Source organism: Streptomyces sp. DSM 120436, from assembly GCF_055778765.1.
This window is the reverse complement of the sequence record NZ_JBSKBS010000001.1, coordinates 2,001,964-2,019,774: the sequence shown is the minus strand read 5'-3', so window position 1 is coordinate 2,019,774 and position 17,811 is coordinate 2,001,964. Positions and strand designations below refer to the sequence as shown.

Sequence of the window (17,811 nt, the reverse complement as noted above, 5' to 3'; positions counted from 1 at the left end):
CCCACGCGACAGCCGCGGCCCCTCGGGGGGAACCGCGGCTGTACGGGCGGCAGAACGCGGGCTACCGGCCGCTCTTCAGCGCCTCCAGCGCCCGGCCGGTGACCTCGTCGACGGGACCCGTCGCGGAGATGGTCACCACCAGGCCCTGGGCCCGGTAGTAGTCGATGATCGGCTCGGTCTGCGTGTGGTAGACCTCCAGGCGCGTGCGGACGGTCTCCTCGGAGTCGTCGTCGCGCTGGTACAGCTCGCCGCCGCAGTGGTCGCAGACGCCGTCCCGCTCCGGCGGGCTGTAGGTCACGTGGAAGACGTGCGCGGAGTCCTTGCGGCAGACGCGCCGCCCGGCGATCCGCTTCACGACCTCGTCCTCGGGGGCCTCGAGGTCGAGCACCGCGTCCAGCTCGATGCCCTCGGTCTTGAGCAGTTCGTCCAGCGCCTCGGCCTGCGACACGTTGCGCGGGAAGCCGTCCAGCAGGAAGCCGCCCTCGGCGTCGGGCTGCGCCATGCGGTCCTTGGCCATGGCGATGGTGACCTCGTCGGGGACGAGTTCACCGGCGTCCATGTAGGACTTGGCGAGCTTCCCGAGCTCGGTCTGCCGGCTGATGTTGGCGCGGAACAGGTCACCCGTGGAGATGTGCGGGATGCGCAGTTTCTCGGCAAGGCGGGTTGCCTGTGTGCCCTTCCCAGCACCCGGCGGCCCGACGAGGACGATTCGCATCAGCGGAGGAACCCTTCGTAATTGCGCTGCTGGAGCTGGCTCTCGATCTGCTTCACCGTCTCGAGACCGACACCCACGATGATCAGGATGCTCGTCCCGCCGAACGGGAAGTTCTGGTTTGCCCCGAAACCAACCAACGCCATCGTCGGTACGAGAGCGATCAGACCCAAGTACAGCGAACCCGGCCAGGTGATCCGGTTGAGTACGTAGCTCAGGTACTCAGCGGTCGGTCGGCCAGCCCGGATGCCCGGGATGAAGCCACCATACTTCTTCATGTTGTCCGCGACTTCCTCGGGGTTGAACGAGATCGCCACGTAGAAGAACGCGAAGAAGACGATGAGCAAGAAGTACAGCGTCACGTAGATCGGGTGGTCGCCCTGGACGAGGTGCGCCTCGATCCAGGTCTTCCAGCCCGAGGTGCCACTGGAGAACTGCGCGATCAGCGCCGGGATGTACAGCAGCGACGAGGCGAAGATGACCGGGATCACACCGGCCTGGTTCACCTTCAGCGGGATGTAGGTCGACGTGCCGCCGTAGGAGCGGCGGCCGATCATGCGCTTCGCGTACTGGACGGGGATCCGGCGCTGGGCCTGCTCGACGAAGACGACCAGACCGACCATGACCAGGCCGACGGCGATGACGGTGCCGAACTCGATCCAGCCGTCCGCCAGGCTGCCCTGCTCCTTGATGGCCCACAGGGCGGAGGGGAAGGTGGCGGCGATCGAGATGAACATCAGGATCGACATGCCGTTGCCGATGCCGCGGTCGGTGACCAGCTCACCGAGCCACATGACCATGGCCGTGCCGGCGGTCATGGTGATGACCATGGTGATGGTCACGAAGATCGACTGGTCCGGAACGATCTCGCTCGCGACCGGGCAGCCCTGGAAGAGGGCGCCGCTGCGGGCGGTGGCCACCAGGCCGGTGCCCTGGAGGACGGCGAGCGCGATCGTCAGGTAACGGGTGTACTGCGTGATCTTCGCCGTGCCGGCCTGCCCCTCCTTCTTCAGGGCTTCCAGACGCGGGATCACCACGGTCAGCAGCTGCAGAATGATGCTCGCCGTGATGTACGGCATGATCCCGAGCGCGAAGACCGTGATCTGGAGCAGCGCACCGCCGCTGAACATGTTCACCAGACCGAACAGGCCCTGGTTCGCCTGGGCGGCGTCGATACAGGTCTGGACGTTCCGGTAGTCGACACCCGGGATGGGGATGTGCGTACCGATGCGGTACACCACGATGATGCCGAGCGTGAAGAGCAGCTTCTTGCGCAGGTCGGGCGTCTTGAACGCCCGGGCGAACGCGGTGAGCACGGTGCCTCCTGCGACCCCCCGCGCGACTGCGTCAAGGGTGATGGTCTTGAGATTCCGACTGAGGACGAATTCTTAACGGACAACTGCCGCCCTGGGTGCCCCGCATGGGGCTCCCGAGGTCAATGGGCAGCGCAGGCCACCTTACCGGCGACACCACCGCCCTAGGAACGACCAACCGGGGATACCCCATTTGTGGGGTATCCCCGGTCGGGATCGCTCTACGTCATCGAGACACCTGACGGGTCAGACGAGCTCGGTGACGGTACCGCCGGCGGCGGTGATCTTCTCCTTGGCGGAGCCGGAGACGGCGTCGACCGTCACCTGCAGCGCCACGGAGATCTCGCCCTGGCCCAGGACCTTGACGAGGCTGTTCTTGCGCACGGCGCCCTTGGCGACCAGGTCCTCGACCGTGACCTCTCCGCCCTCGGGGTAGAGGGAGGCGAGCTTGTCCAGGTTCACGACCTGGTACTCGGTCTTGAACGGGTTCTTGAAGCCCTTGAGCTTCGGGAGGCGCATGTGCAGCGGCATCTGGCCGCCCTCGAAGCGCTCCGGAACCTGGTAGCGGGCCTTGGTGCCCTTGGTACCACGACCGGCCGTCTTACCCTTCGACGCCTCACCACGACCGACACGGGTCTTGGCGGTCTTGGCGCCGGGGGCGGGACGGAGGTTGTGGATCTTGAGCGGGTTGTTCTCCGCCATGATCAGTCGACCTCCTCGACCGTCACGAGGTGGCGGACGGTGTGCACCATGCCGCGGAACTCGGGACGGTCCTCCTTGACGACCACGTCGTTGACCTTCTTCAGGCCAAGCGTACGCAGGGTGTCACGGTGGTTCTGCTTGCTGCCGATGTAGGACTTGACCTGCGTGATCTTGAGCTGCGCCATGATCACACACCCGCCCCGGCACGCGCACGCAGCAGGGCCGCGGGGGCCACGTCCTCGAGCGGCAGACCGCGGCGGGCCGCGATCTCCTCGGGACGCTGCAGGCCCTTGAGGGCCTCCACGGTCGCGTGCACGATGTTGATGGCGTTGTCGGAGCCGAGCGACTTCGACAGCACGTCGTGGATACCGGCGCACTCGAGCACGGCGCGCACCGGACCACCGGCGATCACACCGGTACCGGGCGACGCGGGCTTGAGCAGCACGACGCCGGCAGCCTTCTCACCCTGGATGGGGTGCGGGATGGTGCCCTGGATGCGGGGGACCTTGAAGAAGTGCTTCTTGGCCTCCTCAACGCCCTTGGCGATGGCGGCCGGCACCTCCTTGGCCTTGCCGTATCCGACACCCACGGTGCCGTCACCGTCGCCCACCACGACCAGCGCGGTGAAGCTGAAGCGACGACCGCCCTTCACGACCTTGGCGACGCGGTTGATCGCGACGACGCGCTCGACGTACGCGGTCTTCTCGGCGGCAGCAGCGCCGCCGTCACGGCCCTTCCGGTCCCGCCGCTCGCCGCCACCGGCGCCGCCACCGCGGCGCTGGGGTCCAGCCATTGGATTACCTCTCTCTTTCCGCTAGCTACAAGCGGCTCAGAACTTGAGCCCGGCTTCGCGGGCGGCGTCCGCCAGGGCGGCGATGCGCCCGGCGTACTGGTTGCCACCACGGTCGAACACGACGGCCTCGACACCGGCGGCCTTGGCACGCTCGGCGACCAGGGCGCCGACCTGCTTGGCCTGCGAGGACTTGTCGGCCTCGCCGCCGCGGATCGACGCGTCCAGGGTGGACGCCGACGCCAGGGTGTGACCCTTCAGGTCGTCGATCACCTGCGCCACGATGTGGCGGTTGGAACGGGTCACGACCAGGCGAGGACGCTCGGCGGTGCCGGCGACCTTCTTGCGGATCCGGATGTGACGACGCTTGATAGCAGCACGCTTGTAGGCGTCGCCCTTGAGGATCTTCTGCCCGTATGCCATGGCTTACTTACCCGCCTTTCCGACCTTGCGGCGGATGACTTCGCCCTCGTACTTGACGCCCTTGGCCTTGTACGGGTCGGGCTTGCGCAGCTTGCGGATGTTGGCCGCAACCTCGCCGACCTTCTGCTTGTCGATGCCCTCGACCGAGAACCGGGTCGGGGTCTCCACCTTGAAGGTGATGCCCTCGGGGGCCTCGATCGTGATCGGGTGGCTGTAGCCGAGGGAGAACTCCAGGTTCGAACCCTTGGCGACCACGCGGTAACCGACACCGCTGATCTCGAGCTTCTTCACGTAACCCTGGGTCACGCCGGTGATCATGTTCGCCACCAGCGTGCGGGACAGGCCGTGCAGGGCCTTGTTCTGACGCTCGTCGTTGGGGCGGGTGACGTTCAGCACGCCGTCCTCGCCCTTGGCGATCTCGATCGGCGCCACGACGGTGTGGGTCAGCGTGCCCTTGGGGCCCTTGACCGAGACCGTACGGCCGTCGATGGTGACGTCCACGCCGGCGGGAACCGCGATGGGGAGCTTGCCGATGCGCGACATAGCTGTTTCCTCCGTTCCCTTCCGTTACCAGACGTAGGCGAGGACTTCCCCACCCACGCCCTTCTTGCCGGCCTGCTTGTCGGTGAGGAGCCCGTGCGACGTGGAGATGATCGCCACGCCGAGGCCGCCGAGCACCTTCGGCAGGTTGGTGGACTTCGCGTACACCCGGAGACCGGGCTTGGAGATCCGCTTGATGCCCGCGATGGAGCGCTCACGGTTGGGGCCGAACTTCAGCTCCAGGACGAGGTTCTTGCCGACCTCGGCGTCCTCGACCTTCCAGCCCGTGATGAAGCCCTCCTGCTGGAGGATCTCCGCGATGTGCGACTTGATCTTGGAGTGCGGCATCGACACCGAGTCGTGGTACGCCGAGTTCGCGTTCCGCAGACGCGTGAGCATGTCTGCGATCGGATCAGTCATGGTCATGAATTGGCCTTCGGCCTCTCTCGCCGGGGTTTCCTGGTGCGCCATCCCTCTCCCCGATCCGAGACGGGACGGGTGCGGCGCGGTGGACCTACGGCGTAGTAAGTCGTACGGGCACGGCAGGTGCCCAACCCCGCAAGCCTAAGCCATGCGGAGCGGGCCTCCTGCCGTTCCCATTGCTTACCGAGAGCCCTGGGAGTCCGGAACTACCGGATTACCAGGAGCTCTTGGTCACGCCCGGCAGCTCGCCACGGTGAGCCATCTCACGAAGGCACACGCGGCACAGGCCGAACTTGCGGTACACGGAGTGCGGACGGCCGCAGCGCTGGCAGCGGGTGTAGCCACGCACACCGAACTTGGGCTTGCGAGCAGCCTTCGCGATGAGAGCCTTCTTCGCCATCTCGCTCACGCCTCCTTGAACGGGAAGCCGAGGTGACGGAGAAGGGCACGGCCCTCTTCGTCGTTGGTCGCCGTGGTCACCACGGTGATGTCCATACCCCGGACGCGGTCGATCTTGTCCTGGTCGATCTCGTGGAACATGACCTGCTCCGTGAGACCGAAGGTGTAGTTGCCACGGCCGTCGAACTGCTTGGGGGACAGGCCGCGGAAGTCGCGGATGCGCGGCAGCGCGAGCGACAGGGTGCGGTCCAGGAACTCCCACATGCGGTCGCCACGGAGCGTGACGTGGGCACCGATCGGCTGGCCCTCGCGCAGCTTGAACTGCGCGATGGACTTGCGGGCCTTGGTGACGGCCGGCTTCTGACCGGTGATCGTGGTGAGGTCGCGGATGGCGCCCTCGATCAGCTTGGAGTCGCGGGCGGCGTCGCCCACACCCATGTTGACCACGATCTTGACGAGGCCGGGAACCTGCATGACGTTCTCGTACGAGAACTCCTCACGCAGCTTGCCCGCGATCTCCTCGCGGTACTTCGTCTTGAGACGCGGAGTGGTGGTGGTAGCCATCAGATGTCCTCACCCGTCCGCTTGGCAACGCGGATCTTGTTGCCCTCGTCGTCGAAGCGGTAGCCGACGCGGGTCACGACCTTCTTGCCGTCCTTCTCCACGACCAGCTGGACGTTGGAGACGTGGATCGGGGCCTCGGTGGTGACGATGCCGCCGGCCTGGGAACCGCGAGCCGTCGGACCGGCCTTGGTGTGCTTCTTGACCCGGTTGACACCCTCGACCAGGACGCGCTGCTCGCGCGGGAAAGCTGCGATGACCTTGCCCTGCTTGCCCTTGTCCTTGCCGGTGATGACCTGGACCAGGTCGCCCTTCTTGATCTTCATGCTCACAGCACCTCCGGCGCGAGGGAGATGATCTTCATGAACTTCTTCTCGCGCAGCTCACGGCCCACCGGGCCGAAGATACGGGTGCCACGAGGGTCGCCGTCGTTCTTCAGAATGACGGCGGCGTTCTCGTCGAAGCGGATGTACGAGCCGTCCGGACGGCGGCGCTCCTTGACGGTGCGAACGATGACCGCCTTGACGACGTCACCCTTCTTCACGTTGCCACCGGGGATCGCGTCCTTGACGGTGGCGACGATGACGTCACCGATACCCGCGTAGCGGCGACCGGAGCCACCGAGCACACGGATGCAGAGGATCTCCTTCGCACCCGTGTTGTCGGCGACACGCAGTCGCGACTCCTGCTGGATCACGTCTATCTCCTGAATGTCTGCCGGTTCCCCGGGAGCCGCTCACCGAGCGGCTCCCGGAGCCTGGCGGAACTGTCCTGCGGGTTTGCCCGCAGGAATTACTTGGCCTTCTCGAGGATCTCGACGACGCGCCAGCGCTTCGTCGCGGACAGCGGCCGGGTCTCCATGAGGAGGACGCGGTCGCCGACACCCGCGGCGTTCTGCTCGTCGTGCGCCTTGAGCTTGCTGGTGCGGCGGATGACCTTGCCGTACAGCGCGTGCTTGACGCGGTCCTCGACGGCGACGACGACGGTCTTGTCCATCTTGTCGCTGACGACCAGACCCTCACGGGTCTTGCGGAAACCGCGGGCGGCCTTCGTCTCTTCAGTCACGTTGTTCTCGCTCATGCGCTCTCCACCGTCTCGATGCCCAGCTCGCGCTCACGCATCAGGGTGTAGATCCGCGCGATGTCCTTGCGGACGGCCTTGAGCCGACCGTGGTTCTCGAGCTGACCCGTGGCCGCCTGGAAGCGGAGGTTGAACAGCTCTTCCTTGGCCTCGCGGAGCTTCGCCAGAAGCTCCTCGTTGCCCAGCTCGCGCAGCTCTGACGCCTTGGTACCGGCCGACATCACGCTTCACCTGCCTCGCGCTTGACGATCTTGCACTTCATCGGCAGCTTGTGAGCCGCACGGGTCAGGGCCTCGCGCGCGATCTTCTCGTTGGGGTACGACAGCTCGAACATCACGCGTCCGGGCTTGACGTTGGCCACCCACCACTCCGGGGAGCCCTTACCGGAACCCATGCGGGTCTCGGCCGGCTTCTTGGTGAGGGGGCGGTCCGGGTAGATGTTGATCCAGACCTTGCCGCCACGCTTGATGTGGCGGGTCATGGCGATACGAGCGGCCTCGATCTGGCGGTTGGTCACGTACGCCGGGGTGAGCGCCTGGATGCCGTACTCGCCGAACGCGACCTGCGTGCCACCCTTCGACATGCCGTTGCGCTTCGGGTGGTGCTGCTTGCGGTGCTTGACCCTACGGGGGATCAGCATGGTGGTCAGGCCTCCGTTCCGGTGCTCTCAGCCGGAGCGGCCGCCGGAGCCTCGGCCTTGGGGGCCTCGGCAGCGGGAGCCTGCTGCGGCTTGCGACCGCGACCGCCACGCTCGCCACCGCGGCCACCACGGGCCGGGCGGTCGGCACCGCCACGGGCCGGGCGGTTGCCGGCGCGGGCAGCGGCGTTCTCGGCGCGGACCTCGGCGATGTTCTTGACGTCGCCCTTGTAGATCCAGACCTTCACGCCGATGCGGCCGAAGGTCGTCTTGGCCTCGAAGAAGCCGTAGTCCACGTTCGCGCGGAGCGTGTGCAGGGGCACGCGGCCCTCGCGGTAGAACTCCGAGCGGGACATCTCGGCGCCGCCGAGGCGGCCGCCGCACTGGATCTTGATGCCCTTGGCGCCCGCCTTCATGGCCGACTGCATGCTCTTGCGCATGGCGCGGCGGAAGGAGACGCGGGAGGAGAGCTGCTCGGCGACGGCCTGGGCCACGAGCTGAGCGTCCGTCTCGGGGTTCTTGACCTCGAGGATGTTCAGCTGGACCTGCTTGCCGGTGAGCTTCTCGAGGTCGCCGCGGATGCGGTCGGCCTCGGCGCCGCGACGGCCGATCACGATGCCCGGACGCGCGGTGTGGATGTCCACCCGCACACGGTCACGGGTGCGCTCGATCTCGACCTTGGAGATGCCGGCGCGCTCCATGCCGGACGTCATCATCCGACGGATGGCGACGTCTTCCTTGACGTAGTCCTTGTACAGCTTGTCGGCGTACCAACGCGACTTGAAGTCGGTCGTGACACCGAGCCGGAACCCATGCGGGTTAACCTTCTGGCCCATTACCGGGTTCCTTCCTTGCTGCTGACGACCACGGTGATGTGGCTGGTCCGCTTGCGGATCCGGTAGGCGCGGCCCTGGGCGCGCGGACGGAACCGCTTCAGGGTCGGGCCCTCGTCGACGTAGGCCTCGGAGATGAAGAGGCTGTCGACGTCGGTGTGGTCGTAGTTGTGCGCGGCGTTGGCAATGGCGCTGTCCAGCACCTTGCCCACCGGAACCGAGGCTGCCTGCGGAGCGAATCGCAGGACGGCCTGGGCCTCCGTGGCGTCCATGCCACGGATGAGGTCCACCACGCGGCGGGCCTTCATGGGCGTGACGCGGATGTACCGCGCCTGGGCCCTGGCTTCCATGGTTGTCCTTCCAGTTACTTACGTGTCTGTTGCGATCCGCGCCCTAGCGGCGCTTCGACTTCCGGTCTTCCTTGACGTGACCCCGGAAGGTCCGCGTCGGCGAGAACTCGCCGAGCTTGTGACCGACCATCGACTCGGTGACGAACACCGGGATGTGGGTCTTGCCGTTGTGCACCGCGATCGTGTGGCCGAGCATCGCCGGGACGATCATGGAGCGGCGGGACCAGGTCTTGATGACGTTCTTGGTACCGGCTTCGTTCTGGACGTCCACCTTCTTCATCAGGTGGTCGTCGACGAAGGGTCCCTTCTTCAAGCTACGAGGCATCTCAACCCGTCCTTAGCGCTTCTTGTTCGTCTTGCGGCGGCGGACGATGTACTTGTTCGACGCCTTCTTGGGCGAACGAGTACGGCCTTCCTTCTTGCCCCAGGGGGACACGGGGTGACGGCCACCGGAGGTGCGGCCCTCACCACCACCGTGCGGGTGGTCGACCGGGTTCATGACGACACCGCGGACGGTCGGGCGGACGCCCAGCCACCGCTTACGGCCGGCCTTGCCCCAGTTGATGTTGCTCTGCTCGGCGTTGCCGACCTCGCCGATCGTGGCGCGGCAGCGCTGGTCGACCAGGCGGATCTCACCGGAGGGCATGCGGAGGTGGGCCATGGTGCCCTCCTTCGCGAGCAGCTGCACCGAGGCGCCGGCGGAGCGGGCGAACTTGGCGCCGCCGCCGGGACGCAGCTCGATGGCGTGCAGCGTCGTACCGACCGGGATGTTGCGCAGGGCGAGGTTGTTGCCCGGCTTGATGTCGGCCCCGGGACCGTTCTCGACGCGGTCGCCCTGGTTCAGGCCACGCGGCGCGAGGATGTAGCGCTTCTCGCCGTCCGCGTAGTGCAGGAGCGCGATGCGCGCGGTGCGGTTGGGGTCGTACTCGATGTGCGCGACCTTCGCCGGCACGCCGTCCTTGTCGTGACGACGGAAGTCGATCACGCGGTAGGCGCGCTTGTGGCCGCCGCCCTGGTGGCGGACGGTCACACGACCGGAATTGTTACGGCCGCCCTTGCTGTGCAGGGGACGGACCAGCGACTTCTCCGGCGTGGACCGCGTGACCTCGACGAAGTCGGCGACGCTGGAGCCACGACGGCCCGGAGTCGTCGGCTTGTACTTGCGGATACCCATTGTCTCTCAGTCCTCGGAAGCTATTCCGAAATCTGGACGATCCCGCCCGCTTACGCGGTCGGACCGCCGAAGATGTCGATACGGTCGCCCTCGGCGAGGGTCACGATCGCGCGCTTGGTGGCGGCACGCTGGCCGAAGCCGGTGCGGGTGCGCTTGCGCTTGCCGACGCGGTTGATCGTGTTGACCCCGGTGACCTTGACCTCGAAGACCGCCTGGACGGCCTCCTTGATCTGGGTCTTGTTGGCACGCGGGTCGACGAGGAACGTGTACTTGTTCTCGTCGATGAGCGCGTAGCTCTTCTCGGACACGACCGGCTTCAGCAGGACGTCACGGGGGTCCGTGTACGCCTTGCTCGCCGGGGTGACGACGGTGTTCTTGCCTTCGGCCTCGTGGCGGCGCGCCTTGGCGACGCGCGCAGCCTTGGCCGCCTTGGCGGCCTTCGAGGCGATCGAGGGGTGACGGGCAGCCATCAGACCTCGCTCCCTTCGTTGTCGTTGGCCTTGTTCGGGCCGGCGACGAAGGACTCGAAAGCGGCCTTGGTGAAGACCACGTCGTCCGAGACGAGAACGTCGTACGTGTTCAGCTGGCCCGGCTCCAGGATGTGGACCTGGGGCAGGTTGCGGGCGGACAGCCACGCGGCCTCGTCGGCGCGGTCGACGACCAGGAGCAGGTTCTTGCGCTCCGAGATCTTGCCGAACAGCGTCCTGGCGGCCTTGGTGGACGGCGTCTCACCCTCGACCACGCCGGTGACGACGTGGATGCGGTTGTGGCGCGCCCGGTCGGTGAGGGCGTGACGCAGGGCGGCAGCCTTCATCTTCTTGGGCGTGCGCTGCGAGTAGTCGCGCGGCACGGGACCGTGCACGACGCCACCACCGGCGAACTGCGGCGCACGGGTCGAGCCCTGACGGGCGCGGCCGGTGCCCTTCTGGCGGTACGGCTTCCTGCCGCCACCGCGGACCTCGCCACGGGTCTTCGTCTTGTGCGTGCCCTGGCGGGCAGCGGCCAGCTGCGCGACGACGACCTGGTGGATCAGCGGAACGCTGACCTTCTCGACGTCGAAGATCTCCGCGGGGAGCTCGACGGTACCGGCCTTGTCGCCCGCCGGCGAAAGGATGTCAACAGTGCTCATCGGTTACCTCAGGCCCCCTTGGCCGCGGTGCGGACCAGGACGAGGCCGCCGTTCGGACCGGGAACCGCGCCCTTGATGAGCAGCAGACCCTTCTCCGCGTCAACGGCGTGGACGGTCAGGTTCTGGGTGGTGACCCGCTCGTTGCCCATGCGACCCGCCATGCGGAGGCCCTTGAACACACGACCCGGGGTGGCGCAGCCACCGATGGAACCGGGCGAGCGGTGCTTGCGCTGGGTGCCGTGCCCGGCGCCGAGGCCACGGAAGTTGTGGCGCTTCATGACACCGGCGAAGCCCTTGCCCTTGCTCTTGCCGGTCACGTCGACCTTCACGCCGGCCTCGAACACCTCGGCGGTGATCTCCTGGCCCAGCGTGTACTCGGAGGCGTCCGACGTGCGGATCTCGACGAGGTGACGACGGGGGGTGACGTCGGCCTTGGCGAAGTGACCCTTGAGGGGCTTGTTCACCTTGCGCGGGTCGATCTCGCCGAAGGCGATCTGGACGGACTCGTAGCCGTCGACGTCGTTCGTGCGGACCTGGGTGACGACGTTGGGGCCGGCCTTGACGACGGTGACCGGGACGACGCGGTTGTTCGCGTCCCACACCTGCGTCATGCCGAGCTTCTCGCCCAGGATGCCCTTGATCTGCTTAGCCATCTCTTCAGATCACCGGCCTCAGAGCTTGATCTCGATGTCGACACCGGCCGGGAGGTCGAGTCGCATCAGAGAGTCAACGGTCTTGGGGGTCGGGTCGAGGATGTCGATCAGGCGCTTGTGCGTGCGCATCTCGAAGTGCTCGCGCGAGTCCTTGTACTTGTGCGGCGACTTGATGACGCAGTACACGTTCTTCTCAGTGGGCAGCGGCACCGGGCCCGCGACCGACGCACCAGTACGGGTCACCGTCTCGACGATCTTCTTCGCCGAAGAGTCGATGACCTCGTGGTCGTAGGCCTTGAGCCGGATGCGGATCTTCTGTCCCGCCATGGCTACTTCGTAGTCCTGTCTCTCATTACGCTCTGGAACCCGGAGCGGCATCCCCCCACCTCCGACCCACGCGGTCGGGCGTGTCGCACTCCCGCTGACACAGATGTCCCTTGTTCGAACATCCCTGCGGGATTGACACGGCCCTACCAGAACCGCGGACCGGGGGCGAAAGGCCCACCGGGCGCCTGGCCGGCGCCGCACCACACTTCCCGGAAGATTCCCGTACGTCCGCCCCTGATCAGGGACGACGAGTACTGTGGGACTCGCTTCCGGTCCTCCCGGCGGGAGGCGCGCAGCATCAACACTCGACCGAGCAACTTGGACAGTCTGACACAGAGGGCGGCGCGCTGGCCAATCGGGCGGAAGAGAGTACCCCTAGGGTGACGAAGGTCAAACCCGGACGGGCCCCCTGGCCGGAGCCGGCGCGGTCCGTCGAGAGAAGGGCGCCTTGACTCCCCACGAGCTGTCAGGTTCCAGGCGCTTCGAAGGACGCGAGGAAATCCTCCAGCACCTGCTTGGAGAAGCGATCGGCAGCTGGATCTTCAGGAGTCACCAGGCTGACTGTGTAGTACTGCGACAGCACGAGCCCGACACCCTCGACCGCTGTCGCCTCTTCGGGGGAGGCCGCCCGTACGCCGGATACGGAGGACGCCCTGAGCGGCCGGCCGTGCAAACCGTAAAAAACGGAATACGGCCCCTGTCCCGTGGAGTCCAGGGCGTAGCCGTTCTCCTGCCAGAAGTCCTCCATTTCCTGACCGGCGGAGAACGTGACGATCTCCGAATAGTCACCACTGGGCTCGGGCAGCTGCCAGTCGGCCACGGCGCCGGGCTCCAGGCGCTCGCCGCACACGTACAGGCCCGGCCAGCGCTGCTGCGCCGACCTGACGAAGCGGTTCATGACCTCGGGGAAAGCCGAGTCCACGACGAAATCGGTCGCATGACCAGTGAGATCCACATGCGCTCCTCACGTTGCTGGCTGCCGGTACACCAGGTCCGTCACTCAGCCCGTCCACTTCGATGTCGGGCCGTGATACCTGATCGCGTCACGAGGGATTTTCACGTCGTTGTTCGAGAACCAGATGTGGTCCCGTCCGCCTCTGAGACGGCCGGAGAAGAGCTTCTTCTCCACCTCGAACTCGATCATGTACTCGCTTTTTTCCTTGGTGAGACCCAGGTAGGACTTGAAGCCACCGGGTTTCTTGGCGATGTCGGCGGGACTCATGGGAGTCACGTACACAGCCGTGGCATTCTTACTCTTGGTGTTTCTCGGAACCTTGAGAGTGATGCCGTTCTTGTCGCCGCCGCCCATGATCTTGTTGTAGCCGTTCTTGTCCGTGTAATGCCGGATCACGGCCTTGCAGGACGGGGCGAGCCCCAGGGGGTCCACCCACACCAGTGGGTTGATGACGTAGTTGTGATGGTGTGGTGCCGGCTCCAGACCGAGCGGGTCCGGGCTGTGGTACCGCGCTGTGCCCGGGTCGTAATACCGGTGATGGTTGTAGTGGAGACCGGTCTCGGCGTCGTAGTACTGACCCGGGAAACGCAGGGGACAGTCGACCGCCCCCGGCGACGGGTCCCGCAGCGGCAGGCCCCACAGAGTGTGGCGAGCGCGCCACACCACTTCTCCGGACTCGTCGACGAGCTCTGTGGGAGTGCCGACGAGGTCGGTGACGATGGAGTAGAACTGCTCGTCCACCCAACCGTCGTCGTCCCGTCTCGTTCCCGAACGGGTGCGCTGCACGAGCGGACGGTCACCACCGGGCTCCCAGTCCCACGTGATGACGCCGCCGTCGCCGGACCCGCAGGTGCGCCGTTCTTCCGCCAGTCGGGTGCCGTCCCAGACGAATTCGGTGCGTTCGATCACGCCTTCACCGTCCTGGTGAAGGAGTTCCTTGGCGATCCGTCTGCCCAGCGGATCGTAGCGGTAGCGCCAACGCCGGCCATCCGGTGTGGTCACGGTGCGCAGGCGGTCCTCCGCGTCCCAGGTGAACAGCCAGGTCCTTGAACCTCCGGACAGGAGGGCTCGCGTGTGGCGCACCACTCTGCCCTGGGCGTCGTGCACGTAACGGGAACGGCCGGCGGTACGCACCAGCGTGCCGCTGTAGCTGATGTCCCCTTGAACGCCCGCCTCCTGGTGAGCCACCGGTGCTGACAACTCGGAGCGAACGAGGTTTCCCAGGGGGTCGTAGGTGTACCTCTCCTGCCTCTCAGCCGTCGTGACAGCAGTGACTCGTCCCAGCACGTCGAGCTCGTATGCCGCTGTTCCCGAGTCGGAATCGGCGACGGCGGCAGGCAGTCCGTCACGGCGGTACGAGTACCGGCGGCCCAGACCACCTGCCGTCTCCCCCGGCATCCGCAGGGACTGCGACACCAGCCGATGCCCGACCGGACTCCACTCATGCTCCAGGGAGACTCCGTGCGGCAGTGAGCGCACCGCCTCGTGACCGGAGGTGTCGTACCGGAACCGGATTCTGCGGCCGGAACCCTGCAGTGCGATCGGTCGGTGGGCCGCGTCGTAATGCCACTCGCTGAGCATCCCGCCCGGGGTCCGACGCCACACACGACGCCCCACCACGTCGTAGCTGCTGGTCAGTACCCGACCGTTGCAGGTCTCCGTCAGAACCCGGCCCGCCTGGTCGTACGTGAAGCGCAGTTCCGCGTCCGGGTTGGCCGCTCGAACCAGCCCTCCTCCCTGGTCGTACTCGAAGAGCGTCACACGGCCGTCCGAATCACGCTGCTCGATCACCCGGTCCAAGGCGTCATAGCGATAAGTGACAGTCTGTCCGGCGCCGTTGGTCCGTGCGGTGATCCTTCCTGCGGCGTCATGGACATACGTGACCGTTCGTCCGTTGTAGTCGGTCTCTTGAACGACGTTGCCGAGGGCGTCGTAGGTGTAGGTCCACGTCTGCTCCTCTGCATTGCGCACCCGGAGCGGACGCAGTTCGGTGTCGTAGTGCAGTTCCGTCCGAGCACCGTCCGGGGTGGTCCGCGCCCCGATCCGGTCGAAGGGCGCCGGCTCGAAGCGGGTGACGCCCCCGTTCACATCCGTGTGGCTGAGGAGGTTGCCCTCTGCGTCGTAGCTCCAGGTCTCGAACGACCCATCGGGGTACCTCCGTCGAACCGGATGCCCCTCCACCGTCCACGCCACCTCGGTGACACCGCCGTCGGGCTCGACGACCTCACGGACGCGGCCGAAGCCGTCGTAACCGAACCGCGTCTCTTCCCCTGTCGCGGAGACCACGGACATCGGGAGGCCCGCCGGATTGTTGCGGACCCGGCTTTCGTTGCCGAGCGCGTCTCTCACACCGGACACAGCCCCGCGGTCGTCGTAGGTGTATGCGGTGCCTGCACCCACCGGATCCGTGATCGCGACGACGTTGCCTCGGTCGTCGTACGCGTACTGCCAGCGCGCGCCGTCCTGCTCCGTCGCCGAGATCAGCTCGCCGTGGGTGTCATACGTGTATGAGGCGAAGCTCCCGTCCGGATGATCGACCCGAACCATGTCACCCGCGCTGTCATAGGTGTAGGAGGTGGTTCGACCGAGTGGATCGGTGAGCGAAAGAAGCCGGTCGTACCGATCCCAGTTCCGGACGGTCGTGTTCCCCAGTGGATCCGTCTCGGCTATGAGCTGATAGGCGTCGTTGAAGCGATACGTGGTGCTGTGACCGAGTGAGTTGGTGGCCACGGAGATGCCGTTCTCCGTGTCATAGACGTACGTGTAATCGAGAATGCCGTTTGTCCCGCTCGTCCGTGTGCAGCGCCCCTCCGCATCATAGACGTAGCGATACCAGGTGCCGTTTCGGTCCTCCCACCCCGTGATACGGCACTGCTCGTCATAGGACAGCTTCAGCGGACGATCCGAGGAATTGTAGATCTTTGTGAGATTGCCCCGACCGTCATACGCGTAGCGCACGAGGACCTGCTCGTCAGGCGCACTGAGGAGAGTGAGGGCGGTGATGCGCCCCCGTTGGGTCGTCACCCCGACGCGGTAGCCCCCCGAGTGCCCGACCTCGCAGGGAGATCCGTCGGCTCGGTACGACACCTCGATGAGGTTTCCATTACGGTCGGTGACGGCACTCAACGGAAGTTCCGCGACCGAACGTTCCGGCAATGGACAGAAGCGTAGAGTCAACCCGGATTCGGGTTGGCGCACGATAAGCGCACCGGCCGTTACGGCATCCCACTCCAGCGGCCAGCGCGGCCCTTCGACCGGCAGCACGGAAAGGCCCGGTTCCGGGACCGGATACATGAGGACCATGCCGTCAGCAGTGGTGAAGCGGACGCCATCCGGTTCGAGGATGAGTCGCTGGTCCAACGTCGAAGCCCAGCTCGGCCCGAACCAGCGACCGGTCCGGAGGCCAGTGCGGTGGTGGCGTTCCAATTCCAGAGGGAGGACTCCGTCCAGATTTATGTCTCTTTCCGACATCACCATCTGTCCGGTGGCCATATCGATCGGATCGCCGCAGGTAAAAAGATTCTTCATCTGCCGACCGAGAAGGCGCGCATTCTTACCGACGCCCTTTACCGCCAGCGCCATCCCCTTGAGGCCCCCCTTACCGAGGGCTTTCAGGCCCTTGGCGAGCCCGCCGAGGGTGGTCAGGCCCTTCATTCCGGGGATGCACTCCAGCGCGGCCAGTCCCACGTCCCATAGGGATGCCTGGCCCTTGCTGTATTTGTAGAGCGTGTCGGCGAGGACGACGAGGGCGGCGATGAGGACGATCGCGCCGAGGATCGGACCGCCGATGATCATGGCGACGATGCCGACGACCGCCACCACGATCTTGCAGGCGGCCACGATGCTGTCCCAGTTGTCGGTGAACCAGTCGCCGATCTCCTCCCACCACGACCGGTTCTGGATCCCCGCGTCGGACGCCTCGTCGATCTTCGACTTCGCGTCCCGCGCCGCCTCCTCACGCATCTTCCGCGCGTCCGCGGCCATCTTCTTCGCCGCGTCCAGCGCGTCCTGCGCGTCGGAGACGTCCGACTGCGCCTTCTCCTGCGCCGACTTCGCGCTGCGCACATCGCGGGTCGCGGCCCGCACCTTCGCCTCGTCCGGCTTGTCCGCATCCGACCTCGACCCCGTCGGGTCGTCCTTGTACTTGTCGGCCTCCCGCGTCGCCCGCCCCACCCACGACTCCGCCGACGCCAGCCTCGACTGCGCCGACGACAGATCCGCACGCGCCTCACGCGCCTTCGCCAGCGCCTTGTCCGCCAGCGCCTGCGCCCGCTCCAGCCTCGGCCAGTAGTCCGCGAGCGCGTCCCCGCACATCGCGTACGACTTCTCCAGCTTCTTCAAGTTCTTCGGAACGCCGGAGAACTCCTCCTTGAAAACGGTCGCCGACTTCCCCGCCCACTCCGCCAGCGTCCCCTCACCGGCCATCCCCTTGACCAGACGCAGCGCCTCGGAGACGTCGTCGGCGAAGTCGTGCAGGAACTTCGCCAGCCTGCGCACCCGCTCCGGGTCACCGGGCGTCGGGTCCTTGTCCAGATCAAGGACATGCCAGTCAGTAGGCCGGTGACCCGCCATCCCGCAACCCCCGTCACGCGCACATTGCCAACGCCCGTATGCACACGTGAACCTACATAGCACGGCAGTTGGACGAAAAGCCCTGCCCGTTCCGCCTCAGGGACGTCTCCGCCGCAGGGTCCGCCGGGCATCCCCCACCGCGCCCTCGGAACGCGGCCACCAGCCCTGCCGCTTGTTCGGGGAGCGGGTCGGCCGGTCCGTACCCCGCAGATCTTTCGGGTACCGGGTCATTCTCCCG

Annotated in this window: 25 protein-coding genes; all 25 read right to left on the bottom strand. The window is 66.4% G+C overall.

What is annotated here, in order from left to right; translation table 11 throughout:
• Positions 1-61: 61 nt before the first annotated feature.
• Entirely contained in the window at positions 62-715 is a 654-nt protein-coding gene (locus ACWH4W_RS09335) for an adenylate kinase (protein ID WP_473075309.1), read from the bottom strand.
• Positions 715-2,028, bottom strand: coding sequence for a preprotein translocase subunit SecY (gene secY, locus ACWH4W_RS09330; protein ID WP_473075308.1), 1,314 nt, complete (start codon positions 2,026-2,028; stop codon positions 715-717). The genes ACWH4W_RS09335 and secY overlap by 1 nt, the downstream gene beginning before the upstream one ends.
• 243 nt (positions 2,029-2,271) lie before the next feature.
• Positions 2,272-2,727: a 50S ribosomal protein L15 gene (rplO, locus tag ACWH4W_RS09325; RefSeq protein WP_006130771.1), complete on the bottom strand. Its 456-nt coding sequence runs from the start codon at positions 2,725-2,727 to the stop codon at positions 2,272-2,274.
• A gap of 2 nt (positions 2,728-2,729) precedes the next feature.
• Positions 2,730-2,912 carry a 50S ribosomal protein L30 gene (gene rpmD / locus ACWH4W_RS09320; RefSeq protein ID WP_473075307.1) on the bottom strand — a complete coding sequence of 61 codons (183 nt, stop codon included), beginning with the start codon at positions 2,910-2,912 and terminating at the stop codon, positions 2,730-2,732.
• Between the two features lie 2 nt (positions 2,913-2,914).
• Positions 2,915-3,520 carry a 30S ribosomal protein S5 gene (gene rpsE, locus ACWH4W_RS09315; RefSeq protein WP_004984517.1) on the bottom strand — a complete coding sequence of 202 codons (606 nt, stop codon included), beginning with the start codon at positions 3,518-3,520 and terminating at the stop codon, positions 2,915-2,917.
• A 36-nt stretch (positions 3,521-3,556) separates the two neighbouring features.
• Complete coding sequence (gene rplR, locus ACWH4W_RS09310) at positions 3,557-3,940, bottom strand: 50S ribosomal protein L18 (protein WP_473075306.1); 384 nt, start codon at positions 3,938-3,940, stop codon at positions 3,557-3,559.
• A gap of 3 nt (positions 3,941-3,943) precedes the next feature.
• Positions 3,944-4,483: a 50S ribosomal protein L6 gene (gene rplF, locus ACWH4W_RS09305; protein ID WP_473075305.1), complete on the bottom strand. Its 540-nt coding sequence runs from the start codon at positions 4,481-4,483 to the stop codon at positions 3,944-3,946.
• A 24-nt stretch (positions 4,484-4,507) separates the two neighbouring features.
• Entirely contained in the window at positions 4,508-4,906 is a 399-nt protein-coding gene (gene rpsH / locus ACWH4W_RS09300) for a 30S ribosomal protein S8 (RefSeq protein ID WP_014674378.1), read from the bottom strand.
• Positions 4,907-5,117: 211 nt separating this feature from the next.
• Positions 5,118-5,303, bottom strand: coding sequence for a type Z 30S ribosomal protein S14 (locus ACWH4W_RS09295; protein ID WP_003948630.1), 186 nt, complete (start codon positions 5,301-5,303; stop codon positions 5,118-5,120).
• 5 nt (positions 5,304-5,308) lie between these two features.
• Positions 5,309-5,866, bottom strand: coding sequence for a 50S ribosomal protein L5 (gene rplE, locus ACWH4W_RS09290; protein WP_004984522.1), 558 nt, complete (start codon positions 5,864-5,866; stop codon positions 5,309-5,311).
• The gene (gene rplX, locus ACWH4W_RS09285) at positions 5,866-6,189 is read right to left on the bottom strand and encodes a 50S ribosomal protein L24 (protein ID WP_086699955.1); all 324 of its coding nucleotides are present in this window, start codon (positions 6,187-6,189) and stop codon (positions 5,866-5,868) included. The genes rplE and rplX overlap by 1 nt, the downstream gene beginning before the upstream one ends.
• 2 nt (positions 6,190-6,191) lie before the next feature.
• Positions 6,192-6,560, bottom strand: a complete 369-nt coding sequence (gene rplN / locus ACWH4W_RS09280) for a 50S ribosomal protein L14 (RefSeq protein ID WP_003998823.1) — start codon at positions 6,558-6,560, stop codon at positions 6,192-6,194.
• A gap of 95 nt (positions 6,561-6,655) precedes the next feature.
• Entirely contained in the window at positions 6,656-6,943 is a 288-nt protein-coding gene (gene rpsQ, locus ACWH4W_RS09275) for a 30S ribosomal protein S17 (protein WP_473075304.1), read from the bottom strand.
• On the bottom strand, positions 6,940-7,164 hold the full coding sequence (gene rpmC / locus ACWH4W_RS09270; RefSeq protein ID WP_003974259.1) for a 50S ribosomal protein L29: 225 nt from the start codon (positions 7,162-7,164) through the stop codon (positions 6,940-6,942). The genes rpsQ and rpmC overlap by 4 nt, the downstream gene beginning before the upstream one ends.
• Positions 7,164-7,583 (bottom strand): 50S ribosomal protein L16, encoded by a 420-nt coding sequence (rplP, locus tag ACWH4W_RS09265; RefSeq protein WP_004984526.1) that lies wholly within the window; start codon positions 7,581-7,583, stop codon positions 7,164-7,166. The genes rpmC and rplP overlap by 1 nt, the downstream gene beginning before the upstream one ends.
• A 5-nt stretch (positions 7,584-7,588) precedes the next feature.
• Complete coding sequence (gene rpsC, locus ACWH4W_RS09260) at positions 7,589-8,416, bottom strand: 30S ribosomal protein S3 (protein WP_004927271.1); 828 nt, start codon at positions 8,414-8,416, stop codon at positions 7,589-7,591.
• Positions 8,416-8,763 (bottom strand): 50S ribosomal protein L22, encoded by a 348-nt coding sequence (gene rplV, locus ACWH4W_RS09255; RefSeq protein ID WP_006130776.1) that lies wholly within the window; start codon positions 8,761-8,763, stop codon positions 8,416-8,418. Before rplV ends, rpsC begins: the two co-directional genes overlap by 1 nt.
• Positions 8,764-8,806: 43 nt before the next feature.
• Positions 8,807-9,088, bottom strand: a complete 282-nt coding sequence (rpsS, locus tag ACWH4W_RS09250) for a 30S ribosomal protein S19 (protein WP_086726223.1) — start codon at positions 9,086-9,088, stop codon at positions 8,807-8,809.
• A gap of 12 nt (positions 9,089-9,100) precedes the next feature.
• Positions 9,101-9,937, bottom strand: a complete 837-nt coding sequence (gene rplB / locus ACWH4W_RS09245) for a 50S ribosomal protein L2 (RefSeq protein WP_106412896.1) — start codon at positions 9,935-9,937, stop codon at positions 9,101-9,103.
• A gap of 50 nt (positions 9,938-9,987) precedes the next feature.
• Positions 9,988-10,407 (bottom strand): 50S ribosomal protein L23, encoded by a 420-nt coding sequence (gene rplW / locus ACWH4W_RS09240; protein ID WP_006130779.1) that lies wholly within the window; start codon positions 10,405-10,407, stop codon positions 9,988-9,990.
• A complete protein-coding gene (gene rplD / locus ACWH4W_RS09235; RefSeq protein WP_365417863.1) occupies positions 10,407-11,066 on the bottom strand; it encodes a 50S ribosomal protein L4 in 660 nt (219 codons plus the stop codon). The genes rplW and rplD overlap by 1 nt, the downstream gene beginning before the upstream one ends.
• A gap of 8 nt (positions 11,067-11,074) precedes the next feature.
• Positions 11,075-11,719, bottom strand: a complete 645-nt coding sequence (gene rplC, locus ACWH4W_RS09230) for a 50S ribosomal protein L3 (protein ID WP_019526946.1) — start codon at positions 11,717-11,719, stop codon at positions 11,075-11,077.
• A gap of 18 nt (positions 11,720-11,737) precedes the next feature.
• Positions 11,738-12,046: a 30S ribosomal protein S10 gene (gene rpsJ / locus ACWH4W_RS09225; RefSeq protein ID WP_003948644.1), complete on the bottom strand. Its 309-nt coding sequence runs from the start codon at positions 12,044-12,046 to the stop codon at positions 11,738-11,740.
• Between the two features lie 466 nt (positions 12,047-12,512).
• Positions 12,513-13,001, bottom strand: coding sequence for a hypothetical protein (locus tag ACWH4W_RS09220; RefSeq protein ID WP_471587789.1), 489 nt, complete (start codon positions 12,999-13,001; stop codon positions 12,513-12,515).
• Between the two features lie 45 nt (positions 13,002-13,046).
• The gene (locus tag ACWH4W_RS09215; RefSeq protein ID WP_473075303.1) at positions 13,047-17,573 is read right to left on the bottom strand and encodes a DUF6531 domain-containing protein; all 4,527 of its coding nucleotides are present in this window, start codon (positions 17,571-17,573) and stop codon (positions 13,047-13,049) included.
• Between the last annotated feature and the right edge of the window lie 238 nt (positions 17,574-17,811).